This window comes from Streptomyces sp. NRRL S-37 (genome assembly GCF_000721605.1).
In the GTDB taxonomy this organism is placed as follows: Bacteria; Actinomycetota; Actinomycetes; order Streptomycetales; family Streptomycetaceae; genus Streptomyces.
Window position 1 is genome coordinate 75,651 of sequence record NZ_JOIZ01000021.1, and the last position, 15,331, is coordinate 90,981.

Sequence of the window (15,331 nt, forward strand, 5' to 3'; positions counted from 1 at the left end):
TTTCGGGTGATTCTCCCGGGGGAGGCAACGCGAACGGTCATTCAGGCGTCTTGTGTGACGGGGGCGTGGCGTTCGCCGCCCTCGGTCCGGGGCGTTGTCAGTGGTGCCGCGTAGTGTTCCGAGAAGTGGGGACGGCCGACGGGTCCGGAAGGGCCGGGCCGTCCTGCCCGGGGCGGTACGTTCGCGGGCCCGGGACCGAGCACACGTATCGCGGGGGAATCATGAGCACGACCGACACCGCTGTCGCGACGGCGATCACACTCACCGGCGCCGGCCTCGATCCCTTCATCACGCACGCGCCCACGCGCGACTGGCTGACCGGTCCCGGACTGCCCTCCGACAGCGGCCTGTTCGGCTTCGCGGAGCTGACCCGGCCCGGCGGCCCGCGCACGGTGGGCGACTCGACGGACGGCCCCGGCGACCGGCTCTCCGCGGAGCTGCGGGACCAGCTGGTCATCGGCGGACTGCTGGGCCCGGCCGGTCTGGAGACGGAGTCGGTGCTGCTCGACGGGGCGACCGGCGAGGTGTCCACGACGTTCCTCTTCCCCGACCGCCCCGACCTGATGGACCGCCGCCCGCTCGCCCCGTCCCTGCCGACGCTGGTGCGGTTCGCGGCGGCGACGGACGAACTGGCGGGCCTGCGAGGGCAGTTCGCCGCCTACGCGGGCCGGTACGGCACCAAGGCGGTCGCGGAGGCCTCCCGGCAGCTCCTGGCGGTCTTCGAGGAGGGCGCGGACGGCGAGCCGGCGCCGTTCTGGCGGATGGCCGCGCTGATCAGGCCGCTGGCCCTGGTGGCGGGCCCCGGCACGGCCTCGGGCCTCGCCCTGGACCTCCCCCTGCGCCTGCTGGACGACGAGTTCGGCCGGGGCGGAGTGGTCCGCTTCGAGGAGGTCGACTTCCCCGCCACGCTCGCCCACGAGCCGACCCGCCGCTTCCTGCGCGAGACGGGCCTGCCGGAGGACGGCTTCCTCTTCCAGCTGGACACCGACCTTCCGCTGCGCACCCTCGCGGAGTACTACACCGACGACCGGGAGCTCCCCGACGCCCGCCTCCCCGCCCGCGCCGAGCACCTGATACGCCTGGGGTACCTCATCGAGGACAACAGCCTGGTCGTCGACGGCACCACGGGCGCGGTGCTCAACTGGAGCGAACCGGAAGGCGTCCTCCACCCCCTGAACACGGACATCTCCACGCTCGCCTTCACCCTCTGGCTGCTCCACCGCGAGCACGCCATCGACGAGGCGTCGGGGCATGCGCTGACCAGCGACACGTACGACCAGCTGGCGTTGACCATGCTGCAGGTGCTGTCGTCCATCGACCCGACGGGGACGACGCCCGACACGGACTGGCACTACTGGACGGAGCTGTTCCAGGACGAGGCGGGCGGCGTGCTGTAGCGCTCCGCAGGGGGTGCTGACGCGGAGGGGCGGGGCGCTCCGGAGAGCACCCCGCCCCTGGGGAGGCCGTGGCGGGAATTGAACCCGCGTACCTCGCTTTGCAGGCGAGTCCCTGGGCCACTCGGGCACACGGCCGTGTCGGTGGCCGGGCGCCGTGTGGGGCGCCTCGCCGTTCCGAACCGGTGTGATGACCGTACGGGGGGCCGGGCGCGGCGGGGAAGGGAAGGCCGGGGGCCGCAATGCGACTGCCATACGCCGTTCATGAAGGACGGCGCCGGTCCTACGACCAAGGTCCCGGTGCCGGCCCCGACCCCCGACAGGGGTCAAACCGTGTCGTGGCCCTTACGCTGGCGGTCATGACCGCCCCGAACCCGCGTGACACCGATGTCACCGATGTCACTGAGCCCGCCGCCGCTCCCTCTCCGGCCGCCGCCCCCGACGAGACCGTGCTGAGCGGCCCCTACCGGGCGCTGAGCATCGGCATCGTCTCCGTGGTGCTGCTGATCGCCTTCGAGGCGACGGCGGTGGGCACGGCGATGCCGGTGGCGGCGCGCGAGCTGGACGGGGTGCCGCTGTACGCGTTCGCGTTCTCGGGGTACTTCACGACCAGCCTCTTCGGCATGGTGCTGTCCGGTCAGTGGTCCGACCGCCGGGGCCCGCTCGCACCGCTGACCTGGGGCATCGCCTCCTTCGCGGCCGGGCTGCTGCTCGCCGGGACGGCCGGGGCGATGTGGCTGTTCATCCTGGGGCGGGCCGTGCAGGGACTCGGCGGCGGACTGGTGATCGTCGCGCTGTACGTGATCGTCGGACGGGCCTACCCGGAGCGGCTGCGGCCGGCGATCATGGCGGCGTTCGCGGCGAGCTGGGTGGTGCCGTCGATCGTCGGCCCGCTGGCCTCCGGCGCGGTGACCGAGCACATCGGCTGGCGCTGGGTGTTCCTCGGCATACCGGTGCTCGTGGTGTTCCCGCTGGCACTCGCGCTGCCGCAGATACGGCGCCTGGCGTCCGGCCCGGTGAACGGGGACACGGACGAGCCCGCCTCCTTCGACGGCCGCCGCATCCGGCTGGCCCTGGCGATCTCGCTGGGCGCGGGCCTGCTCCAGTACGCCGCCCAGGACCTGCGCTGGCTGTCCCTGCTGCCGGGCGCCCTGGGCGTGGCCCTGCTGGTCCCGGCCGTGCTCGGCCTGCTCCCGCGCGGCACCTACCGCGCGGCCCGCGGACTGCCCTCGGTCGTCCTGCTGCGCGGGGTCGCCGCCGGCTCCTTCATCGCGGCGGAGTCCTTCGTCCCGCTGATGCTGGTCACCCAGCGCGGCCTCAGCCCCACCCTCGCCGGATTCTCCCTCGCGGCGGGCGGCGGTACCTGGGCGCTGGGCTCCTGGGTCCAGTCCCGGCCCCGTCTGGAGCCGTACCGGGAACGCCTGATGGCCCTCGGCATGGTGCTGGTGGCGGCGGCGATCGCGGCGGCCCCCAGCGTGCTGATCGAGGCCGTACCGGCCTGGACGGTCGCGGTCGCCTGGGCCTTCGGCTGCTTCGGCATGGGCCTGGTGATCTCCTCCACCAGCGTGCTGCTGCTCCAGCTCTCCGCCCCCGAGGAGGCCGGCACCAACTCCGCCGCCCTCCAGATCTCCGACGGCCTCTCCAACGTCGTCCTGCTGGCCGCGGGAGGCGCCGCCTTCGCGGCCCTCGGCGGCGGCACGGTCAGCCACGCGGCCACGGAGGCCACCGGCTCCCACCCGGCCGCCTTCGCCGCGGTGTTCCTGCCGATGGCGGCGGTGGCACTGGCGGGGGTGTGGGTGGCCACGCGGGTGCGGACGAAATCGGCATAATTCCGGGTGGCGTCGCGTAGTAGCGTCGGGGCATGGCCGGACTGAACCTGTGCTTCACCGACGAAGAGTTCGACGCCTTGCGCGAGCGTGCCGCCGTGGAGGGGCGCAGCATGCGGGCCTTCGCACACGATGCGGTGGTCGCGGCCGTGAACGAGCGTGCGCGGCTGTTCGACGAGGCGGCCGGACAGGTGCTGAAGGCGAGTGAAGAGCTGAACCGGCGGCTCGCCTGACGCACGACCTCACCCGCACCCTCGCCCGATGTGCCGCGCCTCACGAAGCGGCTCGGGCCGGACGTGCCCAAGATCGCACCCGGCTGCCGCGCTCCGCGCGCCGACTGTGACCTCGGTCCCACCCTCGGGTGGCACGGCCGCGTAGCGGCGCCGGTACCTCCGGGCCATCGGTAGGGTGGCCCGGTTGTCATACGCAGCCGCGTCACCCGAGCCACCCCACCGGAGATCGTGACTACCACCGCCGGCACCGCCTCGCACCACCTGTCCCCGGCCTTTCCCGGCCGTGCCCCCTGGGGCACCGCCGGCAAGCTGCGCGCCTGGCAGCAGGGGGCGATGGAGAAGTACATCCAGACGCAGCCCCGGGACTTCCTGGCGGTCGCCACGCCCGGCGCCGGCAAGACGACCTTCGCGCTGACGCTGGCGTCCTGGCTGCTGCACCACCACGTCGTGCAGCAGGTGACCGTCGTCGCACCCACCGAGCACCTGAAGAAGCAGTGGGCCGAGGCCGCCGCGCGGATAGGCATCAAGCTCGACCCCGAGTACAGCGCGGGCCCGCTCGGCAGGGAGTACGACGGCGTCGCCGTGACGTACGCCGGTGTCGGCGTGCGTCCCATGCTGCACCGCAACCGCGTCGAGCAGCGCAAGACCCTCGTCATCCTCGACGAGATCCACCACGCCGGTGACTCCAAGTCCTGGGGCGAGGCCTGCCTGGAGGCGTTCGAGCCGGCCACCCGGCGGCTCGCGCTCACCGGTACGCCGTTCCGCTCCGACACCAACCCCATCCCCTTCGTGGTGTACGAGGAGGGCGACGACGGCATCCGGCGGTCCTCCGCCGACTACACCTACGGCTACGGCTCCGCCCTCGCCGACGGCGTCGTCCGCCCCGTCATCTTCATGTCGTACAGCGGCAACATGCGCTGGCGCACCAAGGCCGGCGACGAGATCGCCGCCCGCCTCGGCGAGCCCATGACCAAGGACGCCGTCAGCCAGGCCTGGCGCACCGCGCTGGACCCGCGCGGCGAGTGGATGCCGGCCGTGCTGCGCGCCGCCGACCAGCGCCTCACCGAGGTCCGCAAGGCCATCCCGGACGCCGGCGGCCTCGTCATCGCCGCCGACCAGGACTCCGCGCGGGCCTACGCCAAGCTGATCCGCGAGATCACCGGCAGCAAGGCCACCGTCGTCCTGTCCGACGACGCCGGCGCGTCGAAGAACATCGACACGTTCAGCAGCGGCACCGACCGCTGGATGGTCGCCGTCCGCATGGTGTCCGAGGGCGTCGACGTCCCCCGCCTCGCGGTCGGCGTGTACGCCACCACCATCTCCACCCCGCTGTTCTTCGCCCAGGCCGTCGGCCGTTTCGTGCGGTCCCGCAGGCGCGGCGAGACCGCGTCCGTGTTCCTGCCGACCATCCCGGACCTGCTCGGCTTCGCCAACGAGATGGAGCGCGAGCGCGACCACGTCCTCGACAAGCCCAAGAAGGAGGGTGAGGAGGACCCGTACGCCGAGTCCGAGAAGGAGATGGAGGAGGCGAACCGGGAGCAGGACGAGGACACCGGCGAGCAGGACATGCTGCCCTTCGAGGCGCTGGAGTCCGACGCCGTCTTCGACCGGGTGATGTACAACGGCGCCGAGTTCGGCATGCAGGCCCACCCCGGCAGCGACGAGGAGCAGGACTACCTCGGCATCCCCGGACTCCTCGAACCCGACCAGGTGCAGCTGCTGCTCCAGAAGCGGCAGGCCCGGCAGATCGCGCACAGCCGCAAGAAGCCGGACACCGAGGCGGATCTGCTCGAACTGCCCGCCGAGCGGCGGCCCGTGGTCTCCCACAAGGAGATGATGGAGCTGCGCAAGCGGCTCAACAACCTCGTCGGCGCGTACGTCCACCAGAGCGGCAAACCGCACGGCGTGATCCACACCGAGCTGCGCCGGGTCTGCGGCGGCCCGCCCTCGGCCGAGGCGACGGCGGGACAGCTGCGCCAGCGGATCGAAAAGGTACAGGAGTGGGCCACGCGCATGCGATGACACCGTGTGCGCGTATGGGGACAAACGGAACCACTTCCCTGGGAGAGTGACCGGATTCTGGACGGAGCCTTCCGCTGACCGAACCGGCTCGCTACTGTCACGCTACGCACACGCCCCGTGGCAGCGCCGCCGCGGAGCGCAGCCGTGAAGCGACTGTGCCCGGGTCACGTCCGGGCCGCCGGCCGATCGGCGGCCTCTGAAGCGCGTGACCGACGGGACTCGGTGACGCCTCTGCCGCGAGGGGGCCGCCGACCTCACCACTAAGGAGTGGGCGTCGTGACCGCGGAGACCTCTCAGACGCTCGACAGAGGACTGCGTGTCCTCAAGCTGCTGGCCGATACGGACCACGGGCTGACCGTCACCGAGCTATCCCACAAACTGGGCGTGAACCGGACTGTTGTCTACCGGTTGCTCGCCACGCTGGAGCAGCACGCTCTCGTACGCCGCGATCTGGGCGGACGGGCCCGGGTCGGACTGGGTGTGCTGAGGCTGGGCCGGCAGGTGCACCCACTGGTGCGGGAGGCGGCGATGCCGGCCCTGCGGTCACTGGCGGAGGACATCGGCGCGACCGCGCACCTGACGCTGGTCGACGGCGCGGAGGCGCTGGCGGTGGCCGTGGTGGAGCCGTCGTGGACGGACTACCACGTGGCGTACCGGGCCGGCTTCCGGCATCCGCTGGACCGGGGGGCCGCCGGGAAGGCGATCCTCGCCGCCCGGCAGCGGACGGCGGACGAGCCGGGGTACACGCTGACGCACGGGGAGCTGGAGGCGGGCGCGTGCGGGGCGGCGGCGCCGCTGCTGGGGGTGACGGGGGTCGAGGGCAGCGTGGGCGTGGTGATGCTGGCGGAGGCCGTCCCGGAGCGGGTGGGCACACGGGTGATGGACGCGGCCCGAGAGGTCGCGGAAGCCTTGCGCTGACGCTCCGCGCCGCGCGTGCGGCGTGCCCGGACCCACGCCTCCCATGCCGCCGCGGGCAGCCGCGCGGCGGGATCGCATTCCGCGCCTTCGCCAAGCCGCGGGCAGCCGTGCGGCGGGACCGCGCTCCGCGCCTTCGCCCAGCCGCGGGCAGTCGTGCCGCAGGGCGATGGGGGTCCCCCCGCTCGAGCGAAGTCGAGAGTGGGGGAGGGGGGGCGCGACGGCACCCCGTCGGCGCCGGGTTGCGCGACGTCCCCCCGGACCGCACCCGCACCGTTCACTGGTGCGGGCCGGGGCCGGTTCACTCACCGGTGCTTGCCGGGTGCCTCCCCCACTCTCGGCTTCGCTCGAGCGGGAGGTACCCCCACCGCCCACCCGTGCCGCCCTGGGGGTACCTCCCAGGCCCTTAAGGGCACGGATGCCCATAACGGCGGCACGTTAGATTGACTTCGTGTTCTCCCGTCTCTCGCGTCCCCAAGCCCTCGCCGTGCTCGGCGCCCCCGTCGTCGCCCTGCTGGCCATCGCCGCGTTCGCCCCGCTGCCCTTCTCCATCGCGCAGCCCGGGCTGACCGCCGACGTGCTCGGGGAGAACAAGGGGACACAGGTCATCACGATCGACGGCGCCCCCGTCCGCAGGACCAGCGGGCAGTTGCGGATGACGACGATCGAGGCGACCTCCCCGGACACCCGCGTCGGCCTCCCGGACGTCATCGACAGCTGGTTCAGCACCGACCAGGCGGTCATGCCCCGCGACTCCGTCTACCCCAGCGGCGACAGCGTCAAGGAGATCGAGCAGTACAACCGTGAGCAGATGGAGGAGTCCCAGGACGAGGCCACCCGGGCCGCCCTGGACTACCTGAACCGCGAGGACGACGGCATCGAGGTCGGTCTCGAGCTCGCCGACGTCGGCGGTCCCAGCGCCGGCCTGCTGTTCTCCCTCGGCATCGTCGACAAGCTGAACGGCGACGGCAGCGGCGGCGACCTCACCGGCGGCCGGATCGTCGCCGGTACGGGCACGATCGACGCGGACGGCACCGTCGGCGCGGTCGGCGGCGTACCCCTGAAGACACAGGCGGCCAGGCGGGACGGCGCCACCGTCTTCCTGGTCCCGAAGGCCGAGTGCTCCGACGCGCGGGCCGAACTCCCCGAGGGCCTGCGCCTGGTCCCGGTCACCACCCTCAAGAGCGCCGTCGACGCCCTGATCGCCCTGGAGAAGGACCCCGGCAACGTCCCCGCCTGCTAGGGGGTGTCGTTTGGATCCTGTCGGGGTCGCGGGGTCTGGCACCGCACCTCGCCGCGTTGTCGTCGGTTGCCAGGGCTCCGCCCTGCCGCCCTCCTCCGCCTTGCGATGCACGGCACCAGACCCCGCTCGGCTTGAGCTACAGGGCACCGCTCACCGGAGCCGACCTGATCCAAACGACACCCCCTAGCCCTCCTTGACGAACCCTTCCTCCACCATCCAGTCCAGCGCCACCTGGTGCGGATCCTCCCCGTCGACGTCCACCCTCGCGTTGAGGTCCTGCGCCACCGTGTTGTCGAGCTTCGCCGTCACCGGGGCGAGCACCTCCGCGATGGCCGGCCACTTCTCGAACGTCTCGGTGTTGACCGTCGGCGCCGCGTTGTAGTTGGGGAAGAACTTCCTGTCGTCCTCCATCACCACCAGGTTCATGGACTTGATCCGCCCGTCGGTGGTGAAGACCTCGCCGTACGTGCAGGCGCCCTTGGCCGTCTGGGTGTAGATGATCCCGGTGTCCATCTGTGTGACGTCGCGCGCCGGGATGTCCATGCCGTACGCCTTCTCCATGCCCGGCAGTCCGTCCGCGCGGTTGGCGAACTCGCCCTCCACGCACAGCGTCACCGCCCCCGGATCGGACTTCGACAGCTCCGCCACCTCGGAGAGGGTCCGCGTGCGGTACTTCTCGTAGTTCGCCTGGCTCATGGCGAGGGCGTAGGTGTTGTTCAGCCTCGACGGTGCCAGCCAGGTCACCCCGTTCCGCACGTCCGCGTCCCGCACCACCTCCCACTGCTTACGAGGGTCGGGGACCGGCCTGCTGTTGCCCTGGTAGGTGATCCACGCCGTGCCCGTGTACTCGAACCCGGCGTCCGCCTCGCCGTTGACGACCGCCTCCCGCGAGCCGACCGAGCCCTGGATGCCGGTCCGGTCGACGACCTCCGCGCCGGCCGCCTGGAAGGCGATGCCCATGATCGCGCCGAGGATGAGCTGCTCGGTGAACTCCTTCGACGTGACGGTGAGCTCCGCGCCCTCCAGCGGCCTCCCCTTGCCGATCGAGCCGGGCTCCACGTCGTCGACCATGGGGGAGCCGCTGGTCAGCCCGCAGCCCGGGGCCGCCGCCAGCAGCGCCCCGGCCAGGAACAGACGAAGACGCCGGCTCATGGGCCCGCCTCCAGACCCCGCGGCCGCAGCAGCAGCTCCGCCAGGGAGGCCAGCCAGTCCACCAGCAGCGCGAGGACGACGGTGAGGACCGAGCCCACCACCAGCACCGGCATCCGCTGGCTGGTGATCCCGGTGGTGATCAGTACGCCGAGCCCTCCGCCCCCGCCGAAGGTGGCCAGCGTCGCCGTGCCGACGTTCAGGACGAGCGCCGTCCGCACACCCGCCAGGATGAGCGGGACGGCCAGCGGCAGCTCCACCCGCGTGAGCACACCCAGCGGGGACATGCCGATGCCGCGCGCCGCCTCCAGCAGCGTCGGGTCGTTGGCCCTCAGCCCGGCGATGGTGTTGGACAGCACCGGCAGCACGGCGTAGGCGATGATGCCGATCAGGGCCGCCCTGCGGCCGATGCCCAGCCAGATCACCAGCAGCGCCAGCAGACCGATGGCCGGGGTCGCCTGGCCCATGTTGGCCAGCGCCATCGCCGCCGGGGTGGCCCTGCGGAACATGCGGCGGGTCAGCAGGACGCCCAGCGGGATCGCGATGACCAGCACGAAGAACGTCGAGATCACGGTGAGCTGGATGTGCTGCCACAGCGCCTTGGTCACCTGCCCGTTCGACAGCGCGTTCCGGGTGAGCGCGTCGAGGTCGGCCTGCTCGAACCAGAGCCAGGTCGCGAGCAGCACGGCGATCAGCGCCACCGGCAGGAACGTCAGCTTCCGCCAGGTCACCCGGGGCGGCTTCACGGCCGGGGGCGGGGGAGGGGCCTCCGCCTCGTCGGGCGCTCCGCCGCCCTCGTCCCGGAAGACATGCCCCCGTACCTCGTGCTCGCCCTCGGGCCGCCGCCCGGAGGAACCGGAAGCGGAGGCCCTCACGCCTTCGCCTCCCCGCCGAAGCCCTCCTGCTCGGCGTGTGTCTGCGCGGACCGCTGCTCCTCGAGGTCGTGCTGGGCGTCCATCGCCTCCAGGCGGTCCGCCTCCAGCAGTTCGTGCACGGAGTTCATCAGCGTCTCCACGTCCACGACACCCTCGTACGCGCCGCGCCGCCCGGTGACCGCGACCCGCCCCGTGTTGTCGGTGAGCACCGCCTCCAGCGCGTCCCGCAGGGTCGCGTCCCGGGTCACCGTGTCGTGCACCAGGGTGCCCGCGCGGGCCAGCGAACCCTTGGCGAGCGTCATGTCGCCGCGCCGGAGCCACTTGTAGGGGCGGCCCCGCTTGTCGAGCAGCAGGATCTCGTTGTGGCCGCTGGAGCGCAGCCGGTCGAAGATGTGCTGGACCGGGTCGTCGACGGTCACCGTCGGATAGTCGGTGATCTCCACGTCCCGCACCCGGGTCAGGTTGAGCCGCTTCAGCGCCGCCCCGGCGCCCACGAACCCCGACACGAAGTCGTCGGCGGGGCTGGTGAGGATCGCCTCCGGGGTGTCGAACTGGGCGATGTGGGAGCGTTCGCGCAGCACCGCGATCCGGTCGCCGATCTTGATCGCCTCGTCGAAGTCGTGGGTGACGAAGACGATCGTCTTGTGCAGCTCCCGCTGGAGCCGGATCAGCTCGTCCTGGAGGTGGTCCCGGGTGATCGGGTCGACCGCGCCGAACGGCTCGTCCATCAGCAGCACCGGCGGGTCCGCCGCCAGCGCCCGCGCCACGCCCACCCGCTGCTGCTGGCCGCCGGAGAGCTGGCGCGGATAGCGGCCGTGGAACTCGCCGGGGTCCAGACCGACCAGGTCCAGCATCTCCTCCACCCGCGCCCGCACCCGGGCCGCGGGCCAGCGCAGCATCCTCGGCACCAGCGCGATGTTCTGCGCCACCGTCATGTGCGGGAACAGCCCGCTCGCCTGGATCGCGTACCCGATCTTGCGGCGCAGCCGCACCGGGTCCATGTCGGTGACGTCCTCGCCGCCGATGCGGATCCGGCCGCCCGTCGGCTCGATCAGCCGGTTGATCATCTTCAGGGTGGTGGACTTCCCGCAGCCCGAGGGGCCGACGAAGATCACGGTCTCGCCCGCCCTGATCTCCATGCTGACGTTGTCGACGGCCGGCAGCGCGCTGCCCGGGTACCGCTTGGTCAGACCCTCCAGCTCGATGGTCGCCCCGACCGACCGGGACTCCGTCCCGGACACCTCAGGACCAGGCGGATCGGGCAGACCGGATGGACCGGACGGATCAGGCACGGATCCCCCTGGAAATGGTCAGCCGCCCGATCAGCACGTACGCGGCGTCGAACAGCAGGGCGAGGACGATGATCCCGAGCGTGCCCGCGAGCACCTGGTTCAGCGCGTTCTTGCTGCCCAGCGAGGCGATCCCGCGGAAGATCAGGTTGCCGAGGCCGGGCCCGGAGGCGTACGCGGCGATGGCGGCGATGCCCATCAGCATCTGCGTGGAGACCCGGATCCCGGTCAGGATCGGCGGCCAGGCCAGCGGCAGCTCCACCCGCGCCAGCCGGGCCGCGCGCGACATCCCGATGCCCTTGGCCGCGTCCACCAGCGACGGGTCGACCCCGCGCAGCCCCACGATCGCGTTCCGCACGATCGGCAGCAGCCCGTACAGCGTCAGCGCGATCACCGTCGGCGGCACCCCGAGCCCCACCACCGGGATCAGCAGACCGATCATGGCCAGCGCCGGGATGGTCAGCAGGGTGGCGGTGGCGGTCGTGGCCAGGTTCCCCGCCCACTCGCTGCGGTAGGTGACCACTCCGATCAGCACACCGAGCAGGGTCGCCACCACCATGCACTGGAAGACGACACTGGCGTGCTGGTAGGTGTCGATGAGCAGCTGCTGATGCCGGCTCCCCAGGTACTCCCAGAAGTTCACCTCTGCTCACCCCAGCTCCGCCAGGTCGGTTCACTCGCCGAGCGCGGCCTGCTCCACCAGCGGGATGATCCGCAGCGGAACGGGGTTCTCCATGACGATCGCCGTGGAGGCCCGGACGATGCCATCAAAACCGACGACGCGGTCGATCACCCGCTGGAGATCGGCGTTGGAACGCGCCACGAGGCGGCACATCATGTCCCCGGTGCCGGTCGTCGTGTGCAGCTCCAGCACCTCCGGCACGGTCGCCAAGTGGGCCCGTACGTCGGCTCCTTGGCCCTGCCGGATCTGCAGCGTGGCGAACGCCGTGACCGGGTAGCCGAGGGCCGCCGGATCCACCTGGGGGCCGAATCCGCGGATGACTCCGTTCGACTGAAGCCGGTCGAGGCGGGCCTGCACGGTCCCGCGCGCCACCCCCAGCCGCCGGGACATCTCCAGCACCCCGATGCGCGGCTCCCGCGCCAGCAGCAGGATGATCCGCCCGTCCAGATGATCGATCGCCATACGGCCCTCCCCAGTGGTCATCCTGTACAGAAAGCCCGTGAACGGGCCCGCACGACTGAACACATTGTCCAGCGAAAAGGCAAACTATTGCGCACCTTGCGGAGCTGTCCCACGCTGCCCCTATGACGCAGACCACACACCACACTCCCGACGTGACCGCCCGGCAGGCCGACCCCTTCCCGGTCAAGGGAATGGACGCGGTCGTCTTCGCCGTGGGCAACGCCAAGCAGGCGGCGCACTACTACTCCACCGCCTTCGGCATGAAGCTGGTCGCCTACTCCGGACCGGAGAACGGCAGCCGCGAGACCGCCGCCTACGTCCTGGAGAGCGGCTCGGCCCGCTTCGTGTTCACCTCGGTGATCAAGCAGTCCACCGAGTGGGGCGCCTTCCTCGCCGACCACGTGGCCGCGCACGGCGACGGCGTCGTCGACCTCGCCATCGAGGTCCCGGACGCCCGCGCCGCGTACGCCTACGCCGTCGAGCACGGCGCCCGCTCCGTCGCCGAGCCGTACGAGCTGAAGGACGAGCACGGCACCGTCGTGCTGGCCGCGATCGCCACGTACGGGAAGACCCGCCACACGCTGGTCGAGCGGAGCGGCTACGACGGCCCCTACCTGCCCGGGTACGTCGCCGCCGACCCGATCGTCGAGCCGCCGGCCCAGCGCTCCTTCCAGGCGATCGACCACTGCGTCGGCAACGTCGAACTCGGCCGGATGAACGAGTGGGTGGAGTTCTACAACAAGGTCATGGGCTTCACGAACATGAAGGAGTTCGTGGGCGACGACATCGCCACCGAGTACAGCGCGCTGATGTCGAAGGTGGTCGCCGACGGCACGCTCAAGGTGAAGTTCCCGATCAACGAGCCCGCCATCGCCAAGAAGAAGTCCCAGATCGACGAGTACCTGGAGTTCTACGGCGGTGCCGGCGTCCAGCACATCGCGCTGAACACCAACGACATCGTGCACACGGTGCGCCAGATGCGCGCGGCCGGGGTCCAGTTCCTGGACACCCCCGACTCGTACTACGACACGCTCGGCGAGTGGGCGGGCGAGACGCGGGTGCCGGTCGACACGCTGCGCGAGCTGAAGATCCTCGTCGACCGCGACGAGGACGGCTACCTGCTGCAGATCTTCACCAAGCCGGTCCAGGACCGCCCGACGGTCTTCTTCGAACTCATCGAACGCCACGGCTCGATGGGCTTCGGCAAGGGCAACTTCAAGGCCCTCTTCGAGGCCATCGAACGAGAGCAGGCCAAGCGCGGCAACCTGTGAGGGCTGAAGCGGACGCCTGTGCCGCGTAGCTGCGGGCAGTCGTGCCTCCCCCAGCGCCTTAAGGGCCTGAGAGGTACCCCCAGGGCGGCACAGGTGGGCGGTGGGGGTACCTCCCGCTCGAGCGCAGCCGAGAGTGGGGGAGGCACCCGGCGAACGGCGGTGAGTGAACCGGCCCCCGGCCCGCACCAGTGGACGGTGCGGGTGCGGTCCGGGGGGACATCGCGCAACCCGGCGCCGACGAGGTGCCGTCGCGCCCACCCGTGCCGCCCTGCGGCACGACTGCCCGCGGCTGGGCGGAGGCGGGATGCGACCCAGCCGTACAGTTGCCCGCGGGAGGGGCAGCGGCCCAGTCGTGCGGCTGATCGGGGGAGGGGCAGCGGCCCAGTCGTGCGGCTGATCGGGGGAGGGGCAGCGGCGGCCCGGTCGCGTGACTGACTGCAGAGCGCCCAGCCGTGGAACGGTCAGTCGGACTCGGGCCCCGCCTGGACGGGCGGTTCGCCCAGGCGGGCCAGGGTTGTTTTCGCCTGCGGTGCCCACAGTGGTGAGAACCACGGATTGAGCTGGAGCGCCTCCTTCAGGTGCCGCCGCGCGGACCCGTACCGCTCCAGTGAGCGCTCGATCATCCCCCGGTGGAACGCGTACAGCGCACTGCGTACGCCGCCCCCTTGCGTCTCCTCGGTCGCCCGTACGGCGAAGGGCAACGCCTCCTCGTGCTTCCCCGCCCGGTGCAGCGCCCACCCCAGCGCGTCCGCCGTCTCCGTCGACGGCTGCCGCACCCACACCTCCCGCAGCCGCCGCACGGCGGCCTTCGCGTCCCCGTGATCCGCCTCGAGCCGCCCCAGCACCAGCGACTCGTCACCCCCGTGCGCGGCGGCCGCCCGCACCCGCTCCCGCACCACCCCGTACTGCGCCCCCGCCGCCCGCTTCCGCCCCAGCGACTCGTACAGCTCACCCAGCTCCAGCGCGTACTCCGGCCGGGGCTGCTTCTCCAGCGCCGTCCGGTACGCGTCCAGCGCCTCCGCCGTCCGCCCCAGCGCCGCCAGCGCCCTGCCCTGCCCCGCCTGTGCCGCCCGCTGGTCGGGGTCGGTCCGCACCGCCTTCCGGAAGTGCCGCAGCGCGTCCTGGCGGTCGCCGCGTTCCCAGGCGAGCTGCCCGGCCCGCTCCAGGTACGCCGCCCGCTCGGCCGGCTCCCCGGCGGCCGACACCGCGTCCGCCAGCTTGACCGCCGCGTCCTCCCGCCGGCCCAGGTCCCGGTACACGGCCGCCGCCCGCGCCATCGCGACGGGACCGGAGCGCAGCTTCTTCAGCCTCTCCAGCAGCCTCCCCGTCTCCTCGTCGTCACCGAGTCCGGCGGACGCCTCGATCAGCAGCGGATACGTCGTCCACCGCTTCGGCTCCAGCTTCCGCGCCGCCTCACCCCACTTCCGGGCCGCCGCGAAGTCCCGCCGGGCGTTCGCCAGCGCGGCCAGCCCCCGCAGCGCCGGGGCGTTCCCCTCCGCCCGCACCTTCAGCGAGGTGCGCAGCGCCTTCTCGGCCCGCGGCCAGTACGCCGGGTCCGCCAGCCGCAGCCCCTGCTCCACCCGGGCCGCCCCGAGCACCGCCCAGGCCTCCGCGTCCCCCGGACGCTCCCGCACCCGTCGCTCGCGTTTCCCGACCAGCGCCTCCAGGTCGGGCAGCGCGGCCGGCACCCCGCTGGTGACCGCCGCCAGCGCCCGCTCTCCCGCATCCGGCGCGAGCGATGCCTGCTGCTCCCAGGGGAGCAGCACCAGCACCCCGCCCAGCACCGCGCACCCGGCGGCCGAGGCGAGCAGCGCCCGTCGGCGCACCCGCCGCCGGGGTTCACGTGGCTTGTCGTCCGTGGCGCACACCGTCATGGCGCACACTGTGCGTCACACCCCGCGTACATAGGATGATCACACTCCGATGGGGCGCGCGTACCTCCGCGGGGTTCACACCGATGGCCCCCGGTG

General features: G+C 72.2%; 13 protein-coding genes and 1 tRNA gene. 7 read left to right on the forward strand and 7 right to left on the reverse strand.

What is annotated here, in order from left to right; all coding sequences use genetic code 11:
• The first annotated feature begins 221 nt into the window (after positions 1–221).
• Positions 222–1,397, forward strand: a complete 1,176-nt coding sequence (locus IH50_RS0128920; RefSeq protein ID WP_030868592.1) for an SUKH-4 family immunity protein — start codon at positions 222–224, stop codon at positions 1,395–1,397.
• Positions 1,398–1,460: 63 nt separating this feature from the next.
• Here the strand turns inward: IH50_RS0128920 and IH50_RS0128925 are convergent.
• A tRNA-Cys gene (locus tag IH50_RS0128925) sits at positions 1,461–1,532 on the reverse strand.
• A 221-nt stretch (positions 1,533–1,753) separates the two neighbouring features.
• On the opposite strand from IH50_RS0128925, the gene IH50_RS0128930 reads away from it, so the two are divergent.
• The 5 genes from IH50_RS0128930 (at position 1,754) to IH50_RS0128950 (ending at position 7,633) form a co-directional block, all read left to right on the forward strand.
• Entirely contained in the window at positions 1,754–3,223 is a 1,470-nt protein-coding gene (locus IH50_RS0128930) for an MFS transporter (protein WP_030868595.1), read from the forward strand.
• A 32-nt stretch (positions 3,224–3,255) separates the two neighbouring features.
• Entirely contained in the window at positions 3,256–3,453 is a 198-nt protein-coding gene (locus tag IH50_RS0128935) for a hypothetical protein (protein ID WP_030868600.1), read from the forward strand.
• Between the two features lie 228 nt (positions 3,454–3,681).
• Positions 3,682–5,475, forward strand: a complete 1,794-nt coding sequence (locus tag IH50_RS0128940; protein ID WP_030868602.1) for a DEAD/DEAH box helicase — start codon at positions 3,682–3,684, stop codon at positions 5,473–5,475.
• Positions 5,476–5,751: 276 nt separating this feature from the next.
• Complete coding sequence (locus tag IH50_RS0128945) at positions 5,752–6,393, forward strand: IclR family transcriptional regulator (RefSeq protein WP_030868605.1); 642 nt, start codon at positions 5,752–5,754, stop codon at positions 6,391–6,393.
• Positions 6,394–6,841: 448 nt separating this feature from the next.
• Positions 6,842–7,633 (forward strand): S16 family serine protease, encoded by a 792-nt coding sequence (locus tag IH50_RS0128950; RefSeq protein ID WP_030868608.1) that lies wholly within the window; start codon positions 6,842–6,844, stop codon positions 7,631–7,633.
• A 183-nt stretch (positions 7,634–7,816) separates the two neighbouring features.
• On the opposite strand, the gene IH50_RS0128955 is transcribed toward IH50_RS0128950, so the two are convergent.
• From IH50_RS0128955 to IH50_RS0128975, 5 genes are read right to left on the reverse strand one after another with little or no spacing between them, the layout of a single operon-like run.
• Positions 7,817–8,785: a glycine betaine ABC transporter substrate-binding protein gene (locus IH50_RS0128955; protein ID WP_030868611.1), complete on the reverse strand. Its 969-nt coding sequence runs from the start codon at positions 8,783–8,785 to the stop codon at positions 7,817–7,819.
• The gene (locus IH50_RS0128960; protein WP_030868613.1) at positions 8,782–9,657 is read right to left on the reverse strand and encodes an ABC transporter permease; all 876 of its coding nucleotides are present in this window, start codon (positions 9,655–9,657) and stop codon (positions 8,782–8,784) included. The genes IH50_RS0128955 and IH50_RS0128960 overlap by 4 nt, the downstream gene beginning before the upstream one ends.
• Entirely contained in the window at positions 9,654–10,922 is a 1,269-nt protein-coding gene (locus IH50_RS0128965; RefSeq protein ID WP_051767498.1) for a betaine/proline/choline family ABC transporter ATP-binding protein, read from the reverse strand. Before IH50_RS0128965 ends, IH50_RS0128960 begins: the two co-directional genes overlap by 4 nt.
• 19 nt (positions 10,923–10,941) lie before the next feature.
• Entirely contained in the window at positions 10,942–11,589 is a 648-nt protein-coding gene (locus IH50_RS0128970; RefSeq protein ID WP_030868616.1) for an ABC transporter permease, read from the reverse strand.
• 30 nt (positions 11,590–11,619) lie between these two features.
• Positions 11,620–12,090 (reverse strand): Lrp/AsnC family transcriptional regulator, encoded by a 471-nt coding sequence (locus IH50_RS0128975; RefSeq protein WP_030868617.1) that lies wholly within the window; start codon positions 12,088–12,090, stop codon positions 11,620–11,622.
• 122 nt (positions 12,091–12,212) lie between these two features.
• On the opposite strand from IH50_RS0128975, the gene hppD reads away from it, so the two are divergent.
• Complete coding sequence (hppD, locus tag IH50_RS0128980; RefSeq protein WP_030868621.1) at positions 12,213–13,361, forward strand: 4-hydroxyphenylpyruvate dioxygenase; 1,149 nt, start codon at positions 12,213–12,215, stop codon at positions 13,359–13,361.
• 461 nt (positions 13,362–13,822) lie between these two features.
• Here hppD and IH50_RS0128985 read toward each other — a convergent pair whose 3' ends face one another.
• On the reverse strand, positions 13,823–15,235 hold the full coding sequence (locus tag IH50_RS0128985; RefSeq protein WP_030868623.1) for a tetratricopeptide repeat protein: 1,413 nt from the start codon (positions 15,233–15,235) through the stop codon (positions 13,823–13,825).
• Positions 15,236–15,331 lie beyond the last annotated feature (96 nt).

What these genes read in the sequence shown, in the direction of transcription:
- IH50_RS0128975 (WP_030868617.1), bottom strand. Translation starts at nt 12,090, where the DNA reads ATGGCGATCGATCATCTGGACGGGCGGATCATCCTGCTGCTGGCGCGG.
- IH50_RS0128955 (WP_030868611.1), bottom strand. Translation starts at nt 8,785, where the DNA reads ATGAGCCGGCGTCTTCGTCTGTTCCTGGCCGGGGCGCTGCTGGCGGCG.
- IH50_RS0128920 (WP_030868592.1), top strand. Translation starts at nt 222, where the DNA reads ATGAGCACGACCGACACCGCTGTCGCGACGGCGATCACACTCACCGGC.
- IH50_RS0128930 (WP_030868595.1), top strand. Translation starts at nt 1,754, where the DNA reads ATGACCGCCCCGAACCCGCGTGACACCGATGTCACCGATGTCACTGAG.
- IH50_RS0128985 (WP_030868623.1), bottom strand. Translation starts at nt 15,235, where the DNA reads ATGACGGTGTGCGCCACGGACGACAAGCCACGTGAACCCCGGCGGCGG.
- hppD (WP_030868621.1), top strand. Translation starts at nt 12,213, where the DNA reads ATGACGCAGACCACACACCACACTCCCGACGTGACCGCCCGGCAGGCC.
- IH50_RS0128935 (WP_030868600.1), top strand. Translation starts at nt 3,256, where the DNA reads ATGGCCGGACTGAACCTGTGCTTCACCGACGAAGAGTTCGACGCCTTG.